The 14284-nt window shown below is 74.7% G+C and carries 11 protein-coding genes; 5 read left to right on the forward strand and 6 right to left on the reverse strand.

Features of this window, described 5'->3' with window-relative positions; translation table 11 throughout:
• Window positions 1-21: 21 nt before the first annotated feature.
• Entirely contained in the window at window positions 22-1881 is a 1860-nt protein-coding gene (locus ACZ6S5_RS01950; RefSeq protein WP_465996976.1) for a DUF6311 domain-containing protein, read from the reverse strand.
• A gap of 98 nt (window positions 1882-1979) precedes the next feature.
• Between ACZ6S5_RS01950 and ACZ6S5_RS01955 the strand changes: the two genes are divergently transcribed.
• Both ACZ6S5_RS01955 and ACZ6S5_RS01960 read left to right on the forward strand, forming a co-directional pair.
• Entirely contained in the window at window positions 1980-3254 is a 1275-nt protein-coding gene (locus tag ACZ6S5_RS01955; RefSeq protein ID WP_465996752.1) for an outer membrane protein assembly factor BamB family protein, read from the forward strand.
• Window positions 3251-4537 (forward strand): outer membrane protein assembly factor BamB family protein, encoded by a 1287-nt coding sequence (locus ACZ6S5_RS01960; protein WP_465996754.1) that lies wholly within the window; start codon window positions 3251-3253, stop codon window positions 4535-4537. Before ACZ6S5_RS01955 ends, ACZ6S5_RS01960 begins: the two co-directional genes overlap by 4 nt.
• A gap of 1 nt (window position 4538) precedes the next feature.
• Here the strand turns inward: ACZ6S5_RS01960 and ACZ6S5_RS01965 are convergent, their stop codons facing one another.
• Window positions 4539-5768: a peptidase C39 family protein gene (locus ACZ6S5_RS01965; RefSeq protein ID WP_465996756.1), complete on the reverse strand. Its 1230-nt coding sequence runs from the start codon at window positions 5766-5768 to the stop codon at window positions 4539-4541.
• A 160-nt stretch (window positions 5769-5928) separates the two neighbouring features.
• On the opposite strand from ACZ6S5_RS01965, the gene ACZ6S5_RS01970 reads away from it, so the two are divergent.
• The 3 genes from ACZ6S5_RS01970 to ACZ6S5_RS01980 all read left to right on the forward strand — a co-directional run bounded on the left by ACZ6S5_RS01970 (window position 5929) and on the right by ACZ6S5_RS01980 (window position 8356).
• Window positions 5929-6600 (forward strand): response regulator transcription factor, encoded by a 672-nt coding sequence (locus ACZ6S5_RS01970; RefSeq protein ID WP_465996758.1) that lies wholly within the window; start codon window positions 5929-5931, stop codon window positions 6598-6600.
• Window positions 6597-7799: a sensor histidine kinase gene (locus ACZ6S5_RS01975; protein WP_465996760.1), complete on the forward strand. Its 1203-nt coding sequence runs from the start codon at window positions 6597-6599 to the stop codon at window positions 7797-7799. Before ACZ6S5_RS01970 ends, ACZ6S5_RS01975 begins: the two co-directional genes overlap by 4 nt.
• Before the next feature lie 167 nt (window positions 7800-7966).
• Window positions 7967-8356: a VOC family protein gene (locus tag ACZ6S5_RS01980; protein ID WP_465996761.1), complete on the forward strand. Its 390-nt coding sequence runs from the start codon at window positions 7967-7969 to the stop codon at window positions 8354-8356.
• Window positions 8357-8419: 63 nt separating this feature from the next.
• On the opposite strand, the gene ACZ6S5_RS01985 is transcribed toward ACZ6S5_RS01980, so the two are convergent.
• The 4 genes from ACZ6S5_RS01985 to ACZ6S5_RS02000 form a co-directional block, all read right to left on the reverse strand.
• Window positions 8420-9211: a hypothetical protein gene (locus ACZ6S5_RS01985; RefSeq protein ID WP_465996763.1), complete on the reverse strand. Its 792-nt coding sequence runs from the start codon at window positions 9209-9211 to the stop codon at window positions 8420-8422.
• Between the two features lie 323 nt (window positions 9212-9534).
• Window positions 9535-11601 (reverse strand): 3-hydroxyacyl-CoA dehydrogenase NAD-binding domain-containing protein, encoded by a 2067-nt coding sequence (locus ACZ6S5_RS01990; RefSeq protein WP_465996765.1) that lies wholly within the window; start codon window positions 11599-11601, stop codon window positions 9535-9537.
• The gene (locus ACZ6S5_RS01995) at window positions 11598-12791 is read right to left on the reverse strand and encodes a thiolase family protein (protein ID WP_465996767.1); all 1194 of its coding nucleotides are present in this window, start codon (window positions 12789-12791) and stop codon (window positions 11598-11600) included. The genes ACZ6S5_RS01990 and ACZ6S5_RS01995 overlap by 4 nt, the downstream gene beginning before the upstream one ends.
• Window positions 12792-12907: 116 nt before the next feature.
• Entirely contained in the window at window positions 12908-14230 is a 1323-nt protein-coding gene (locus tag ACZ6S5_RS02000) for a ribonuclease D (RefSeq protein ID WP_465996769.1), read from the reverse strand.
• Between the last annotated feature and the right edge of the window lie 54 nt (window positions 14231-14284).

Genomic DNA, 14284 nt, shown 5'->3' on the forward strand with positions numbered 1-14284 from the left:
GATCGGCGACGCTAGCCGGGGTCAGACTCGGTCGCGGACGTCCCAGAGCCAGACGTCGTCGACCCGCTGCGGCGGGCCGAGCAGCGCGGTCATCAGCTCGCGCAGCACCCCCTCGCTCGGGTTCGCCCCGAGCACCACCACCGACGCCTTCCAGAAGCGCAGGTCATCGAGGGCCTGGCGGCGGTTCTCGTCGGTGATCGCCGGAACCTTGCCGGCGTCCATGGTGGAGTAGATCAGCGTGCTGGTCGGCCGGTTCGGCGCGCCGAAGACGCCCTCGCCGTTCTCGTTCGGGCCGATGAAGTAGCCGGCCGGGATGGGGAACTGCAGCCCGGTCAGCGCGCTCCAGCGCAGCGTGGGCAGGCCGTGCACGTTGCTCGGGATCGGCACCGGCACGAGGGTCCGGCCGTCCGGCACGTACGGCCGCCAGGTGCCCGCGGTGATGAAGTGCGGCGGCGGGTCGATCTGCTGGGCCGGCAGCGGGCGGGGGAGGAGCGGCAGCAGGGCGGCCACGATCGCGGCGTACCCGACGCCGCGCAGCCAGCGGCGACGCGGCCCGGCGGCGGGCGACGGCGCCGAGGTGGCCCCGGCGCGCGGGGCCGGCACCGGCGGGCGACCGTCCCCGGCGAGGGCGTTCCAGGCCAGCGCGAGCAGCACGCCGACCGCGCCGGCCACCACCAGGGTGAGCCGGGTCGGCATCATCATCTCGACCAGCGGCAGGTTGTCCGGCACGTACGCCCAGGGGCCGTCGACGGTGGTCTCCACCCCGTCGAGGCGCACCTTGGGCCCGATCGCGGCGACGGTGAAGACCACCACCAGCACGGCGACGATCCGGGCCGGCAGCGAGCGGCGCACCAGCAGCACCAGAGCGACCAGGGCGACCAGCACCAGCGGCCAGCCGAACCAGCTGTTCTGCTCGGTCAGCCCGATGGTCTTCTCGACCGCCTCGTCGCCGGCGACGGTGTCCCGGGCGAAGGTGACGAAGGCCATCAGGTCCTCGCCCCAACTGTGGAAGATCCCGCCCTGCAGGCCCCGGTAGGACTGCGGCCCGTTGAACTGGTACCAGATCGGGTACGCGGCCAGCAGCAGGGCCAGTCCCGCGCCGATGCCGCCGGCGGCCAGGAAGGTGGCCGCCTGCCGCCACGCCGCGCGTGGCCGCTGCACCACGTACGCGAGCATCACGACCAGGCAGGCCAGCGCGGTGAGCAGCAGCATCTCCTCGTTGATGAAGATCTGGTAGGCCACCAGCAGGCCCAGCGCGATCCCGTTGCGCAGCCGGCGGCCCGGCTCGCCGAGCCGCAGCACCCGGACCACGATCAGCGGGAGCAGGAAGTTGGAGACGAAGTTCGGCTGCCCGTTGGCGTGGTGCACGACGCCGGGCGCGAAGCCGAGGAACGCGCCGCCGACGAAGGCCGCCGCGCGGGACCGGACCAGGTGCCGGGAAAGCATCCAGTACGACGTGGCCGCCGTGGCCGACAGCGCCGCGCCGAGGTAGAGCGCGTACATCACCTGCGGGCCGAGGAGCAGGGTGAGCGGCGCCAGCGGCAGGGTCACGCCGAGCAGTGAGGTGTTCGCCATCATGTTCACCCCGTCCGGGGCGTTCTGCCGGGCCGTGAAGAGCGGGTTCTCCAGGTGGCGGACCGAATAGGCGCCGTGCGCGAAGAGCCACTCGAACCAGCTGTGGTCGGTCGGCAGGTGCGAGGAGACCCGGTGCTCGACATCGCCCCAGTAGTTGAGGCAGACGACGACACCGAGCACCGCATAGGCTGCGAGCGCCAGCACGTCGCCACGGGCCGGCCGGCGTCGGGGCCGGCGCGGCGGGTCCGCCACGACGGGCTCGGCCGCGACGGGCGAGGAGTTCAGCGAAGGGTCTACCACCGGCACAGCCACGACGGGCCATCGTACAGACGGCACGGTCCCGACCCGGCCGGCCGGTGGCCCGGTGGGGGCCCGCCGGGGCGGCGGCGCGGAGAGGGGTGGCCTTGACCATCATCGATCTGGGTGAACTCCGCGACGACGTCAGGCCGGATCCGCCGGTCCGGCGGCGACCGGCCGGCGGCCGCCCGTACCGCTTCCTCGCCGTGCTGGTGGTGGCGTTGGTCACCCTCGCCGCCGCGGCGCCCGTGCCCGCGCGGGTCGCGGCCACCGTGCCCGGGGGCCCGGCCGCCGACGCGGTTGTCGTCGACGACCGGGTGTACGTGGTGGAGCCGCCCGACCCGGGGCGGGGCGTGGGCCGGCAGCTCGCCGCGTACCGGATGACGGCGGACGGGCTGCGCGCCCGCTGGCGGACCCTGCTCCCCGGCGGCGGGGTCTTCATCGGCGGGATGGAGCGGGACGGCCGACTGCTCGTCTACGGGCGATCCGCCGACGACGCCCGGTGGGAGAGCATGGCGGTCGACCTGACGACCGGGCGGGTCGACTGGCGGCTGCCCGGCGTGGTCCTCCCGGCGGGCGACGCGGTGCTGCTGCGGACCGTCGCGGGCGACGGCGCGGACGAGATCCGCCGGGTGGACGTCGCGACCGGACGAACCCTGTGGACGGTGACCACCCCGGCCGACGGCGTGAACTGGAGCGTCGGGCCGGCCGGCGTCGAGCGGCTGGTGCTGGTGCCCGCCGCCGGGCCGGTCGAGGTCCACGACGCCACCTCCGGCGTCCGGCTGGTCGCCCGCGACCTGCACTCCGGTGAGCTGCCCGCCCGGCGGCGGACGCTGGTGGCCGCCGGCCTGCTGCTGCTGGTGGGCGACGCCGGGGCCAGCGTCACCGCGTACGACCTGGACACCCTGGGCCGGCGCTGGACCGCGTCGCTGCCCCTGGTCGGGTTCGTGGAACGCTGCGGCCGGCTGCTCTGCGCCACCCGGCAGACCGGCGGGATGTGGGCCCTCGACCCGGCCACCGGGCGGACCGTCTGGACCAACCCGACCTGGCAGGCGGTGCTCGCGGCCGCCGGCGGTCGGCTGCTGGTCACCGGGATGGGCGCGGACGGGCTGGCGCAGACGGTGGTCGCGGAGGCCACCGGCCGGGTCGTCGCCGACCTGGGCGACTGGGAGCCGGTCCGGCGGGACGACCTCGACACCCCGCTGTTCGGCGTACGGCGGGCCGGTGACGGCCGGTTGCTCGTCGCGGAGCTGGATCCGGCGGCCGACCACGCCCTGGTACGCGACGCCGTTCCCGGGGTGACCGGGGACTGCCAGGCCGGCGGGGCACTGCTGGTCTGCCGCCGGGGGGACGGTGCCTTCGGGGTGTGGCGGATCGGATGAGCCGCATGATCGAGCTGGGGGAGATGCCGCACGGCGAGCAGGCCGAGCCGCCGCGGGAACCCCGCCGGCCCCCGGCCCCCGCCGTCCGGGTGGTGGCGCTCTGCCTCGTCGCGCTGCTGACCCTGGCCGGCGCGGCGCCGGCCGCCGGCCGGCCGGCGGGCATCCCGGTGCCCGCACCGCAGGGCGCCAGCTTCCTGATCGTCGCCGGCCGGCTGGTGGTGGCCGACGGGCCGGGCACGGTGGGCGGGTGGGGCCGCGTGGTCACCGGGCACCGGTTGCCCGACGGGCAGCAGCGGTGGCGCTTCGTCCTGCCGACCGGCGACCACGTGCTGGGCCTGAGCACGGTGGCCGGGCTGCTGCTGGTCACCAGCAGCCCGGCCGGGGCCGGCGACACCGTCACCACCGTGCTGGACCCGGCGTCCGGGGTGGTGCGCTGGCGGGAGTCCGGCTACCCGGTGCCGACCCACCCCGGCGGGCTCCTCTTCGAGACGCCGCGGGCCGACGGCTCGGGCACCATCCGCTCGGTGGACCCGGCGACCGGCCGGGCCCGCTGGTCCCTGCCGCTGCCCGGCAACGGGGTGGCGTACCGGTCCGGCGACCGCGGTGTGACGGAGATCGTGCTGGTCTCGGCCGACGGTCGGGTGGCGGTGCACGACGCCGGCTCGGGCGCGCTGCGCCGGGCCGGCCGGGTGCCGCCCGCCACCGACCGGGTGTCGTACCGGTTCACCCAGGTGGTGGCGGACCTGCTGCTGGTCGACGGGGCCCCGGACATGGTCACCGCGTACGGGCTGGACCGGTTGGACCGCCGCTGGACCGTCCCGGTGCCGGCGCGGGCCGCCGCCTGGTTCGCCGACTGCGCGGGGGTGGTCTGCCTGCAGGGCCAGGTCCCCGGGGTACGCGTGTTCGACCCGGCCACCGGCCGCCAGCTCTGGACCGACGACCACTGGCTCGGGGTGAGCCCCTTCGGGGACCGGTTGCTCGCCGCCGCCCCGGCGATCGGGCTGGAGGTCGACCTGGCGGCCCTGGATCCGGAAACCGGCCGTACCCTCGCGCGGTTCGGCCGGTGGCGGCTGGCCGGCGGCGACCGGTCGGCGCCCCGGCAGCTCGGGTTCCGCCGGCTCCCCGACGACCGCACGCTCGTCGGGACCCTGGACATCCCGGCCGGTCAGGCCCGGATCCGGGCGGTGCTGCCCGGCACCTGGGACGAGTGCGCCGACGCCACCACGGCGCTGGTCTGCCTGCGGCCGGCCGGCGGGCTGGTGGTCTGGCCGGTGGACCGGTGAGTCACCAGTTGGCCTGCGCGGGCGGCGGGGGCAACGGCACCGACTCCGGCCGGAGCACGTACGTGACGCCCCCGCTGCCGCCCTGCCAGGCCGCCTCGAACGGCCCCCGGGGCACGGTCCGGCGGACCGCCTCGTCGTCCGGCGCGTACGGGTCGTTGAGCACCGGGTCGCCGTCGGCGGTGAAGCCGACCAGCACCATCAGGTGCCCCCGGGTGTCGTAGTCCAGCCCCGGCACCTGGCCCTTCGTGAAGGCCGCAGACACGATCAGCGGGATGCCAGCCGCGACGAACCGTTCCGCCTCGGCGAGGCCGCGCAGCCGGGTGACGAAGGCGTCCACCCCGTGCCGGGCGGCGTACGCGGTGTTGAACGGCCAGTTCCCGGCCCCCGCGTACGCGTGGTCGTAGCAGTGTCGGGCGGCGTGCACCACCACCGGCCGATGGCCGGGCGGATCCACCCAGGCGTAGCGGTCGGGGGTGGGGCCGGCGCCCCAGAAGTCCAGCACCATCGAGACGCAGGTGGGGCTGCACCAGGAGTCCCCGCCGCCGCCCCATCGGGTCTCCCCGCCGGCGTGCAGGCGCTGCGAGTACCGGGGCACGTCGAGCACCCGCCCCCGGACGTCGGCCGCGTCACCGCTCGGGGTGACCGGGTCCGTCGCCCGCCCGCCCGGGCCGGTCGGCTCGGCGGTCGGGTCGCCGGCCGGGTCCGGGGCCTCTGCCGTGGCGACCGCGCCGACGGTTCGCAGCACCGGGCTCACCGCCAGGCCGGCCCGCCGGTGGAAGGTGACCCGGACCTGCCAGCCGGTGGCCGCCGAGCGCAGCGGGCCGAAGGTGTCCACCTTCGCCTGCGCCTGCCCCGGGACCGAGCTGCGGTGGATCGTCGTCTCGTCGGCGGCCCAGTGCCCCAGGTCGTACCAGTCGGTGGTCGGCCCGTTCCCGGCCCGGCCGCGCAGCTCCACCCGCAGCCAGCAACCCTCCGGGGTGTCCCCGGTCCAGGACGGCACCACCTCGCCGACCGGGAAGCCGACCTCGACCACCGGTGAGGTCCAGGTCGCCAGCTCGTAGGTCGCGGTGACCCCGGAATGCGGGTCGGTGTGCGCGGTCCGGCCGGCCGGGACGCCGATGACCAGCCCGTCCGGTCCGGCGGTCACCCCGTCGGCCGCGCCCAGATCCAGGTCCGCCGGCAACCGGAAGCGTCGGTAGGCGATGTCCCGCCCGGGGTCGACCACGGTCACGGCCTGCTCCGTCCGTTCGGTGCCCGGTACGGCGGCCGGGCGGATGTCAACAGGTGCCGGGAAGCATCGCGTACCCGAAGGATATTTGCAACGACGGCGAGGGACGCTGGTTTGGTGGCCGGCACTAGGTTGTCGGGAGGTCACGAGGTGGGAGGCCGGGATGCGGGTACTGGTGGTCGAGGACGAGCGGAACCTCGCCGACGCGATCGCGCGCGGGCTGCGCAAGCGCGGCATGGCCGTGGACGTCGCCTACGACGGCGACGCGGGGCACGAGGCGGCCTTCGTCACCCGGTACGACGTGGTGGTCCTCGATCGGGACCTGCCCGGCGTGCACGGCGACCGGATCTGCGCCGACCTGGCCGCCTCCGGGACGCTGACCCGGGTGCTGATGCTCACCGCCAGCGGCACGGTCGCCGACCGGGTCGAGGGCCTCCAGCTCGGCGCCGACGACTACCTGCCCAAGCCGTTCGCCTTCGACGAGCTGGTGGCCCGGGTGCAGGCGCTGGGCCGGCGGGCCACCCCGGCCGCCCCGCCGGTGTTCGAGGTCGCCGGCCTGGTGCTCGACCCGGCCCGCCGGGTGGTCACCCGGGGCGGGACCCCGGTGGACCTGACCAACAAGGAGTTCGGCGTGCTGGCCGAGCTGCTCAAGGCGCGCGGCGCGGTGGTCTCCAGCGAGGAGCTGCTGGAACGGGTCTGGGACGCGAACACCGACCCGTTCACCACCATCGTCCGGGTCACCGTCATGACGTTGCGCAAGAAGCTGGGCGACCCGCCGCTGATCGAGACGGTGGTCGGCGCCGGCTACCGGATGCTGGCGGAGGCGTCGGCATGACGGCGACGTCGACCGCGGCGGCCGGCTCCCGGGCGCCAGGCCGGTCGAGCCTGCGCCCCCGGCCCACCCTGCGGCTGCGGCTCACCCTGCTCAACGGGGTGCTGCTGGTCGGCGCCGGGGCGATCCTGGTGCTGCTGGCCTGGCTGCTGGTCCGGGGCGCGCTGCGCCCCACCGACGAGCTGCTGCCCGGCACCACGGTGGTGCTCGCCGACGGCCGCACCCTGGACGCCGGGCAGTGGCAGCGGCAGCTCGTCGACGCAGCCTCCCGGGAGCTGCTGGTCAAGGGCCTGGTGGCGCTGCTGGCGATCAGCGTGGTCGGCGTCGCCGGCGCGTACGCGGTGGCCGGCCGGGCGCTGCGCCCGCTGCACCAGGTCACCGCGACCGCCCGGCGGCTCGGCGAGGCCACCCTCGACCAGCGGATTCGCTGGTCCGGCGCGGACGACGAGGTGGCCGAGCTGGCCGAGACCTTCGACGCCATGCTGGACCGGATCGCGGCCGCGTTCGAGGCGCAGAAGCGCTTCGTCGCCAACGCCTCGCACGAGCTGCGTACCCCACTCGCGGTGATGCGGACCGAGATCGACGTGACGCTCAGCGACGACGAGGCGGACATCGCCGAGTACCGCCGGATGGCCACCGTGGTGCGGGAGGCCTCGGAGCGGGCCAACGGCCTGGTCGACGCGCTGCTGGTGCTGGCCCGCAGCGAGGCTCAGACCGGCCGCCGGCTGGCCCGCCGGGCCGAGTGCGACCTCGCGGTGGGCACCGCCAACGCGCTGTCGGCGATGGCCCGCGAGGTGGAGCGGATCGGCCTGCGGGTGCACACCTCGCTGCGCCCGGCGCCGGTGGTCGGCGACCCGGGCCTGCTCGACCGGCTCGCCGGCAACCTGGTGGAGAACGCGGTCCGCTACAACCACCTGCAGGGTCGGCTCTGGGTGCGGACCGGCACCGACGGCAAGCGCTCCTGGCTGGTGGTCGGGAACACCGGCTTCGAGGTCGCCCAGGCCGACGTGCCGGGGCTGTTCGAGCCGTTCCGCCGGGGCGGCCAGGAGCGGACCGGGGCGCGCGGCTCGGGTCTCGGGCTCTCCATCGTCCGGGCGGTCAGCGACGCGCACGGCGGCACGGTGAAGGTGGTGGCGCAGCCGGGCGGTGGCCTGGAGGTGACCGTCACGCTGCCGTCGGCGGACGCCCCGGCCGCCACCTGAGGCGCGGTCTTGCGTCCGGGGCCGGTCAGCTGACATGATCAACCGGTCAGCCCGAGCTGCGGAAGGGGGTGTGGTCGATGTCCACCGTGAACAGTCCCGCGCCCCGCACCGGTCACCGCTGACGTCATCCAGTTCCGCGGGGCGCACTCCGATCAGGAGGAAGCACCGTGAGTGCACAGATCCACTGCGTCACCGTCGAGAGCGACGACCCGTACGCCCTGGCCAGCTGGTGGGCGGCGGTGCTCGACCGGAAGCTGCACGACGACGACCACCCCGGCGACCCGGAGGCGGTCCTGGTCGCGCCCGACGGCCACGGCCCCGACCTGCTCTTCGTGCGGGTGGGGGAGCGGCACGGCAAGGGCGCGTTCCACCTCGACGTGCACGCCGCCGAGGGGTCCCGGGACGCCGAGGTCGAGCGGCTGCGCGGCCTCGGCGCCACCCTGGTCGCCGACCGGCGGCGGCCCGACGGCACCGGCTGGGTGGTGCTGGCTGATCCCGAGGGGAACGAGTTCTGCGTCTGCCGCAGCCCCGCGGAGCGGGCCGCCGCGCCGGCCTGACCCGGATACGCGGACCGGCCCCCGCCGTACGGCGGGGGCCGGTCTCCGGGCTCGTGGAAGCGGTCAGCTCCGCTTCTCGATCTGGCCCCGCATGGTGACGAACTGCTTCTCCAGCTCGGCGGCGGACTTGTCGTAGACGAGGATCAGCCCGAGGCTGCCCTTGTCGGCCCAGACGCACACGCCGACCTTCACGCCCGAGGTCTCGCCGTCGCCGCACTTGGCGTCGCCGCCCAGCGGACCCGGCTCGACCGTCTTGAAGGTGGCCACGCCCATGTCGGTGGAGATGCCCTTGGTGGCGTCGTCCAGCTCCTTCTTCGGGTCGGCGATCAGGCCGGACGCGCCGGCGATCATCACCAGGTCCTGCTTCGCCGGGTCGCCGTAGAAGGCGCCGACGGTGCTGGTCGCCCCCGGCACGTCCCCCTGGATCTGCGTCTTCATCTGGTCGGCGGCGGCCACCAGCTTCGGGTCGGTCACCTTCGGCTTGCCGGCGAGGGTGGCCGGGGCCTCCACCCGGGTCTTCGTGGCGTCGACGACCTCGGTCACCTTGTCCTTGGTGGCGAAGTAGGCCGCGACGCCGCCGCCCACGCAGAGCAGCACCACGACGGCCAGGACGATCAGCAGGATCTTGCCGACGCTGGACTTCTTCTTCGGCGGCTCGGCGGGCTGGCCGTAGCCAGGCTGGCCGTAGCCGTGCTGGCCGTAGCCGGGCTGGCCCGCCTCCGCGCCGTACGGCTGGCCGGGCTGCTGCGGCGGGTACCCGCCGCCGTACTGCGGCTGCTGGGGCGGGTATCCGCCGGGCTGCTGGGAGGGCGGGGGGTAGGAACCGGGCTGAGGGTTGTACGGCGGCTGGGACATGTCTGTGGCAGCTCCTGTGGGAAGTCCGGACGCGTGATGGTAGCCAGCCGGACCGACACCGCGCTGCACGCGTGGGGCGGGAGTGACGAAACCGGGACCGGGTCGTGACCAGGGAGCCGGTTCGGCGGCGCGACCGTGCCCGGTGGGTGGTCGGGTGGTGACCTTCCGGGGTCCTTCGGGGCGGGCTGGGACGTCCGGGACGAAAACGACGATCGCGGCGGCCGGACCGTCCGGAGGGGACGGCCGGCCACCGCGATCGCGGGGGAGCGGCGGTCGATCAGGCTGACGGGTCCACGTCGGTGGGCGGCGTCAGACCGGCCTCGTCAGCGCAGGCTGGCCACGCCGCGCGGCAGGAACCGCCGGCCGGCGACCCGCTCGGCGGTGCCGGTCCGGTCCAGGTACGGCGTGACGCCGCCCAGGTGGAACGGCCAGCCGGCGCCGAGGATCATGCACAGGTCGATGTCCTGCGCCTCGGCGACGACGCCCTCGTCGAGCATGAGCCGGATCTCCTGCGCCAGCGCGTCCAGCGCGTTCTGGCGCACCTGCTCGGCGGTGAGCGGCTGGTCGCCGACCACGAGCAGCTTGGCGACCTCCTCGTTGACCTGGTCGTCGACCACGATCGGCTGGCCGGAGTCGGCGATCCGCTTGAGGTTCTCGCTGACCCCGAACCGGTCCGGGAAGGCGGCGTGCAGGGTGCCGCCCACGTGGTACGCCACGGCCGGCCCGACCAGCTGGAGCAGGGCGAGCGGGCGCATCGGCAGGCCCAGCGGGTCCAGCGCGCTGTTCGCCACGTCCAGCGGGGTGCCCTGGTCGACGGCGGCGAAGACGGTGCCGAGGAAGCGGGTGAGCAGCCGGTTGACCACGAACGCCGGGGCGTCCTTGACCAGCACCGACGACTTCTTCAGCTGCTTGCCGACGGCGAACGCGGTGGCCAGGGTGACGTCGTCGGTCAGCTCGCCGCGGACGATCTCCAGCAGCGGCATCATCGCGACCGGGTTGAAGAAGTGGAAGCCCACCACCCGCTCGGGGTGCTCCAGGTCCGCCGCCATCTCGGTGACCGAGAGCGAGCTGGTGTTGGTGGCGAGCACCGCCTCCGGCTTGACGATCTTCTCCAGCTCGGCCCAGACCTGCTTCTTGACGTTCAGGTCCTCGAAGACCGCCTCGATGACGAAGTCGGCGTCGGCGAAGGCGGCCTTGTCGACCGCGCCGCTGACCAGGCCGTACAGCTTGGCGGCGGTGCCCTTGTCCATCCGGCCCTTGCTGACGGCCTTCTCGATCTGGGTGTGCACGTAGCCGACGCCCTTGTCCACCCGGGACTGGTCCAGGTCGGTCATCACGACCGGCACCTGGAGGCGACGGGCGAAGAGCAGGGCGAGCTGGCTGGCCATCAGGCCGGCGCCGACGATGCCGACCTTGGTGACCGGCCGGGCCAGGCCCTTGTCCGGCGCGCCGGCCGGCCGCTTGGCCCGCCGCTGCACCAGGTCGAAGGCGTACAGGCCGCTGCGCAGTTCCTCGGAGAAGACCAGGTCGGCCAGGGCCTCGTCCTCGGCGGCGGTGCCGGTGGCGAAGTCGCCGTCCTTCGCGGTCTCCAGCAGGTCCAGCGCCTTGTACGCGGCCGGGACCGCGCCGTGCAGCCGCTGGTCGAGGGTCTGCCGGGCGAAGTAGAGCACGCCCGCCCACATGTCCTTGTCGACCTCGGGCCGGGTCACCGTGACCTCGCCCCGGACCACGCCGGCGGCCCACTCCAGGGACCGCTCCAGGAAGTCGGCCGGCTCCAGCAGCACGTCCGCGATGCCCATCTCGGCCGCCTGCTTCGGCTTGAGCATCTTGTTCTGCATCAGCGGGTTCTGCAGGATCACCTGGGTCGCGGCCGGGATGCCGATCAGGTTCGGCAGCAGCTGGGTGCCGCCCCAGCCGGGGACCAGGCCGAGCGAGACCTCGGGCAGCGCGAGGGCCGCCGCGCCCGCCGACAGGGTCCGGTAGTGGCAGTGCAGGGCCAGCTCCAGGCCGCCGCCCATCGCCGCGCCGTTGACGAAGGCGAAGGTGGGCACCGCGCTGTCCTTGAGCCGGGCGAAGACCCGGTGGCCGAGCCGGCCGATCTCCAGCGCCTGCTCGCGGTCCGCGAGCAGCGGCAGGCCGGTGATGTCCGCGCCCACGCAGAAGATGTACGGCTTGCCGGTGACCGCGATGAACGCCGGGTTCGCCGCCAGGGCGGCGGTGATCGCCTCGTCCAGGCTGGTCAACCCGCCGGGGCCGAAGGTGTTCGGCTTGGTGTGGTCGAAGCCGTTGTCCAGGGTGATCAGGGCGGCGGGACGGTCCAGCCCCGGTACGTTCACCTGCCGCAGCAGCGCCTTGGTGACGACCTCGTTCGGTGCGGCGAGCGCGCTCACTTGTTGCCCTCCCAGTGCGGGTTCTCCCAGATCACGGTGCCGCCCATGCCGATGCCGATGCACATGGCGGTGAGGCCGTAGCGGACCTCGGGGTGCTCGGCGAACTGCCGGGCCAGCTGGGTCATCAGCCGGACACCCGAGGAGGCGAGCGGGTGCCCGATGGCGATCGCGCCGCCCCACGGGTTGACCCGCGGGTCGTCGTCGGCGATGCCGAAGTGGTCGAGGAAGGCGAGCACCTGCACGGCGAACGCCTCGTTCAGCTCGAACAGGCCGATGTCGTCGATGGTCAGGCCGGCGATGCGCAGCGCCTTCTCGGTCGACGGGATCGGGCCGACGCCCATCACCTCGGGCTCCACGCCGACGAAGCCGTACGACACCAGCCGCATGCCGACCGGCAGGCCCAGCTCGCGGGCGGTGTCCTCGGCGACCAGCAGGGCCGCGGTGGCGCCGTCGTTCAGGCCGGCCGCGTTGCCCGCGGTGACCTTGCCGTGCGGGCGGAACGGGGTCTTCAGGCTGGCGAGCTTCTCCATCGAGGTGTCCCGGGGAGCCTCGTCCACCGTGGCCAGGCCCCAGCCGTTCTCGTCGTCGCGGATGGCGACCGGCACCAGGTCGCCCTGGAGCTTGCCGTTGGCGTACGCCTTGGCGGTCTTCTGCTGCGAGGCGAGCGCGAACGCGTCGGTGCGCTCCTTGGTGATGTGCGGGACCCGGTCGTGCAGGTTCTCCGCGGTGGCCCCCATGACCAGGGCGGACGGGTCGACCAGCTTCTCCGCGATGATTCGCGGGTTGGGGTCGACGCCCTCACCCATCGGGTGGCGGCCCATGTGCTCGACGCCGCCGGCGATGGCCACGTCGTACGCGCCCACGGCGATGCCGCTGGCCACCGTGGTGACCGCGGTCATCGCGCCGGCGCACATCCGGTCGATGGCGAAGCCGGGCACCGTCTTGGGCAGGCCGGCCAGCAGGGCGGCGGTGCGGCCGATGGTCAGGCCCTGGTCGCCGATCTGGGTGGTGGCCGCGATGGCGACCTCCTCGACCCGCTCCGGCGGCAGCTGCGGGTTGCGCCGCATCAGCTCGCGGATGCAGCGGATCACCAGGTCGTCGGCGCGGGTGTTGGCGTACATGCCACCCGCCTTGCCGAACGGGGTGCGGACGCCGTCGACGAAGACGACATCCCGAACTTCACGGGGCACTTGGAGCCTCCTCGGCACTGGCATTTCCCCGGATGCTACTCGCCAGTAACCAACCCCGACACCACCCCCCATGTGGCCCATCCCACACTCCACACGCGCCCCGTCGGCGGGGGCGGTCAGAACCCGGGGAGGTGGAGGGCCTCGGTGAGGGCGGGGAGGAGGAGGGTGATCTGCCACTCGCGGGCGCCGAAGGTGCGGAGGGTCTCCGCCACCGTGGCGTCGGTGATCTCCTCGGGGGGCTGCCAGGCGAGGCGGCGGATGTAGTCCGGCGCGACGAGGTTCTCCGGCGGGAGGTTGTGCGCGCCGGCCGTGCCGACCACCACCTCCCGACAGCGGGCCAGCCGGCCCGCCGCCACCGGGTCCCGCTCCGCCCACCGGTGCGGCGGGGGCGGCCCCTCCACGACCGGGGTGACGGGCAGCGCGTCGTCCGGGAGCTGGCGGGCGTCGTCCAGGGCCGCCAGCCAGGTACGCGCCAGCCGGCGCACCGAGCGACCGCCGAAGCCGGGGAGGGTCAGCAGGGTCTTCTCGTCCTTCGGGTCCAGTTCGGCGGCGGCCACGATGGCCGAGTCCGGCAGCACCCGCCCCGGTGCGGCGTCCCGCCGTGCGGCGATCTGGTCCCGGGCGTACCAGAGCGAGCGCACCCGGGCCTGGGCCCGCGCCCCGCGTACCCGGTGGATGCCCGAGGTGCGCCGCCACGGCTCGGCGCGCAGCCGCGGCGGCCGGACGCCGTTGCGGACCAGCGCGGCGAACTCCTCCGCCGCCCACTCCGACTTGCCCTGCCGGCGCAGCTCCTCGTCGAGCGCGTCGCGCAGGTCCACCAGCATCTCCACGTCCAGCGCCGCGTACGTCAGCCAGGACTCCGGCAACGGCCGGCTGGACCAGTCCGCCGCCGAGTGGTGCTTCTCCAGCGTGTAGCCCAGGAGCTGCTCGGTCAGCGCGGCCAGGCCGACCCGCTCGAAGCCGGCCAGCCGGGCGGCGAGCTCGGTGTCGAAGAGCCGGCGGGGCCGCAGCCCCACCTCGGCCAGGCAGGCCAGGTCCTGGCTGGCGGCGTGCAGCACCCACTCGGCCTCGGCGATCGCCGCGTCCAGGGCGGAGAGGTCGGGCAGCGGCAGCGGGTCGATCAGCGCGGTGCCGGCGCCGTCCCGGCGCAGTTGCACCAGGTACGCCCGCTGGCTGTAGCGGTATCCCGAGGCGCGCTCGGCGTCCAGGGCCACCGGGCCGCTGCCGGCCGCGAAACGGGCCACGACCTCGTCGAGCTCGGCCGGAGCGGCCACCGGGGCGGGTGTGCCCTCGCGCGGGGCGGTCAGCGGGACGGCCCCGCCGGCGGTCGGTTCGCTCCCCGCGTCCGTCGGCTCCGGAACGACCGGCGACGGGTGCGGAGAGACCTCTCCCGTACGGCTTTCGGCGGCCCGACGGTGCAGGGGTGGTTCGTCGGTCACCTGACAACCCTAGTGCGCCGGGAGATCCGGTGTGCGCAGCCGGTCGGGCGCGTG

This window comes from Micromonospora sp. NPDC051924, from assembly GCF_055586005.1.

What these genes read in the sequence shown, in the direction of transcription:
- ACZ6S5_RS01960 (WP_465996754.1), top strand. Translation starts at nt 3,251, where the DNA reads ATGAGCCGCATGATCGAGCTGGGGGAGATGCCGCACGGCGAGCAGGCC.
- ACZ6S5_RS01970 (WP_465996758.1), top strand. Translation starts at nt 5,929, where the DNA reads ATGCGGGTACTGGTGGTCGAGGACGAGCGGAACCTCGCCGACGCGATC.
- ACZ6S5_RS01975 (WP_465996760.1), top strand. Translation starts at nt 6,597, where the DNA reads ATGACGGCGACGTCGACCGCGGCGGCCGGCTCCCGGGCGCCAGGCCGG.
- ACZ6S5_RS01985 (WP_465996763.1), bottom strand. Translation starts at nt 9,211, where the DNA reads ATGTCCCAGCCGCCGTACAACCCTCAGCCCGGTTCCTACCCCCCGCCC.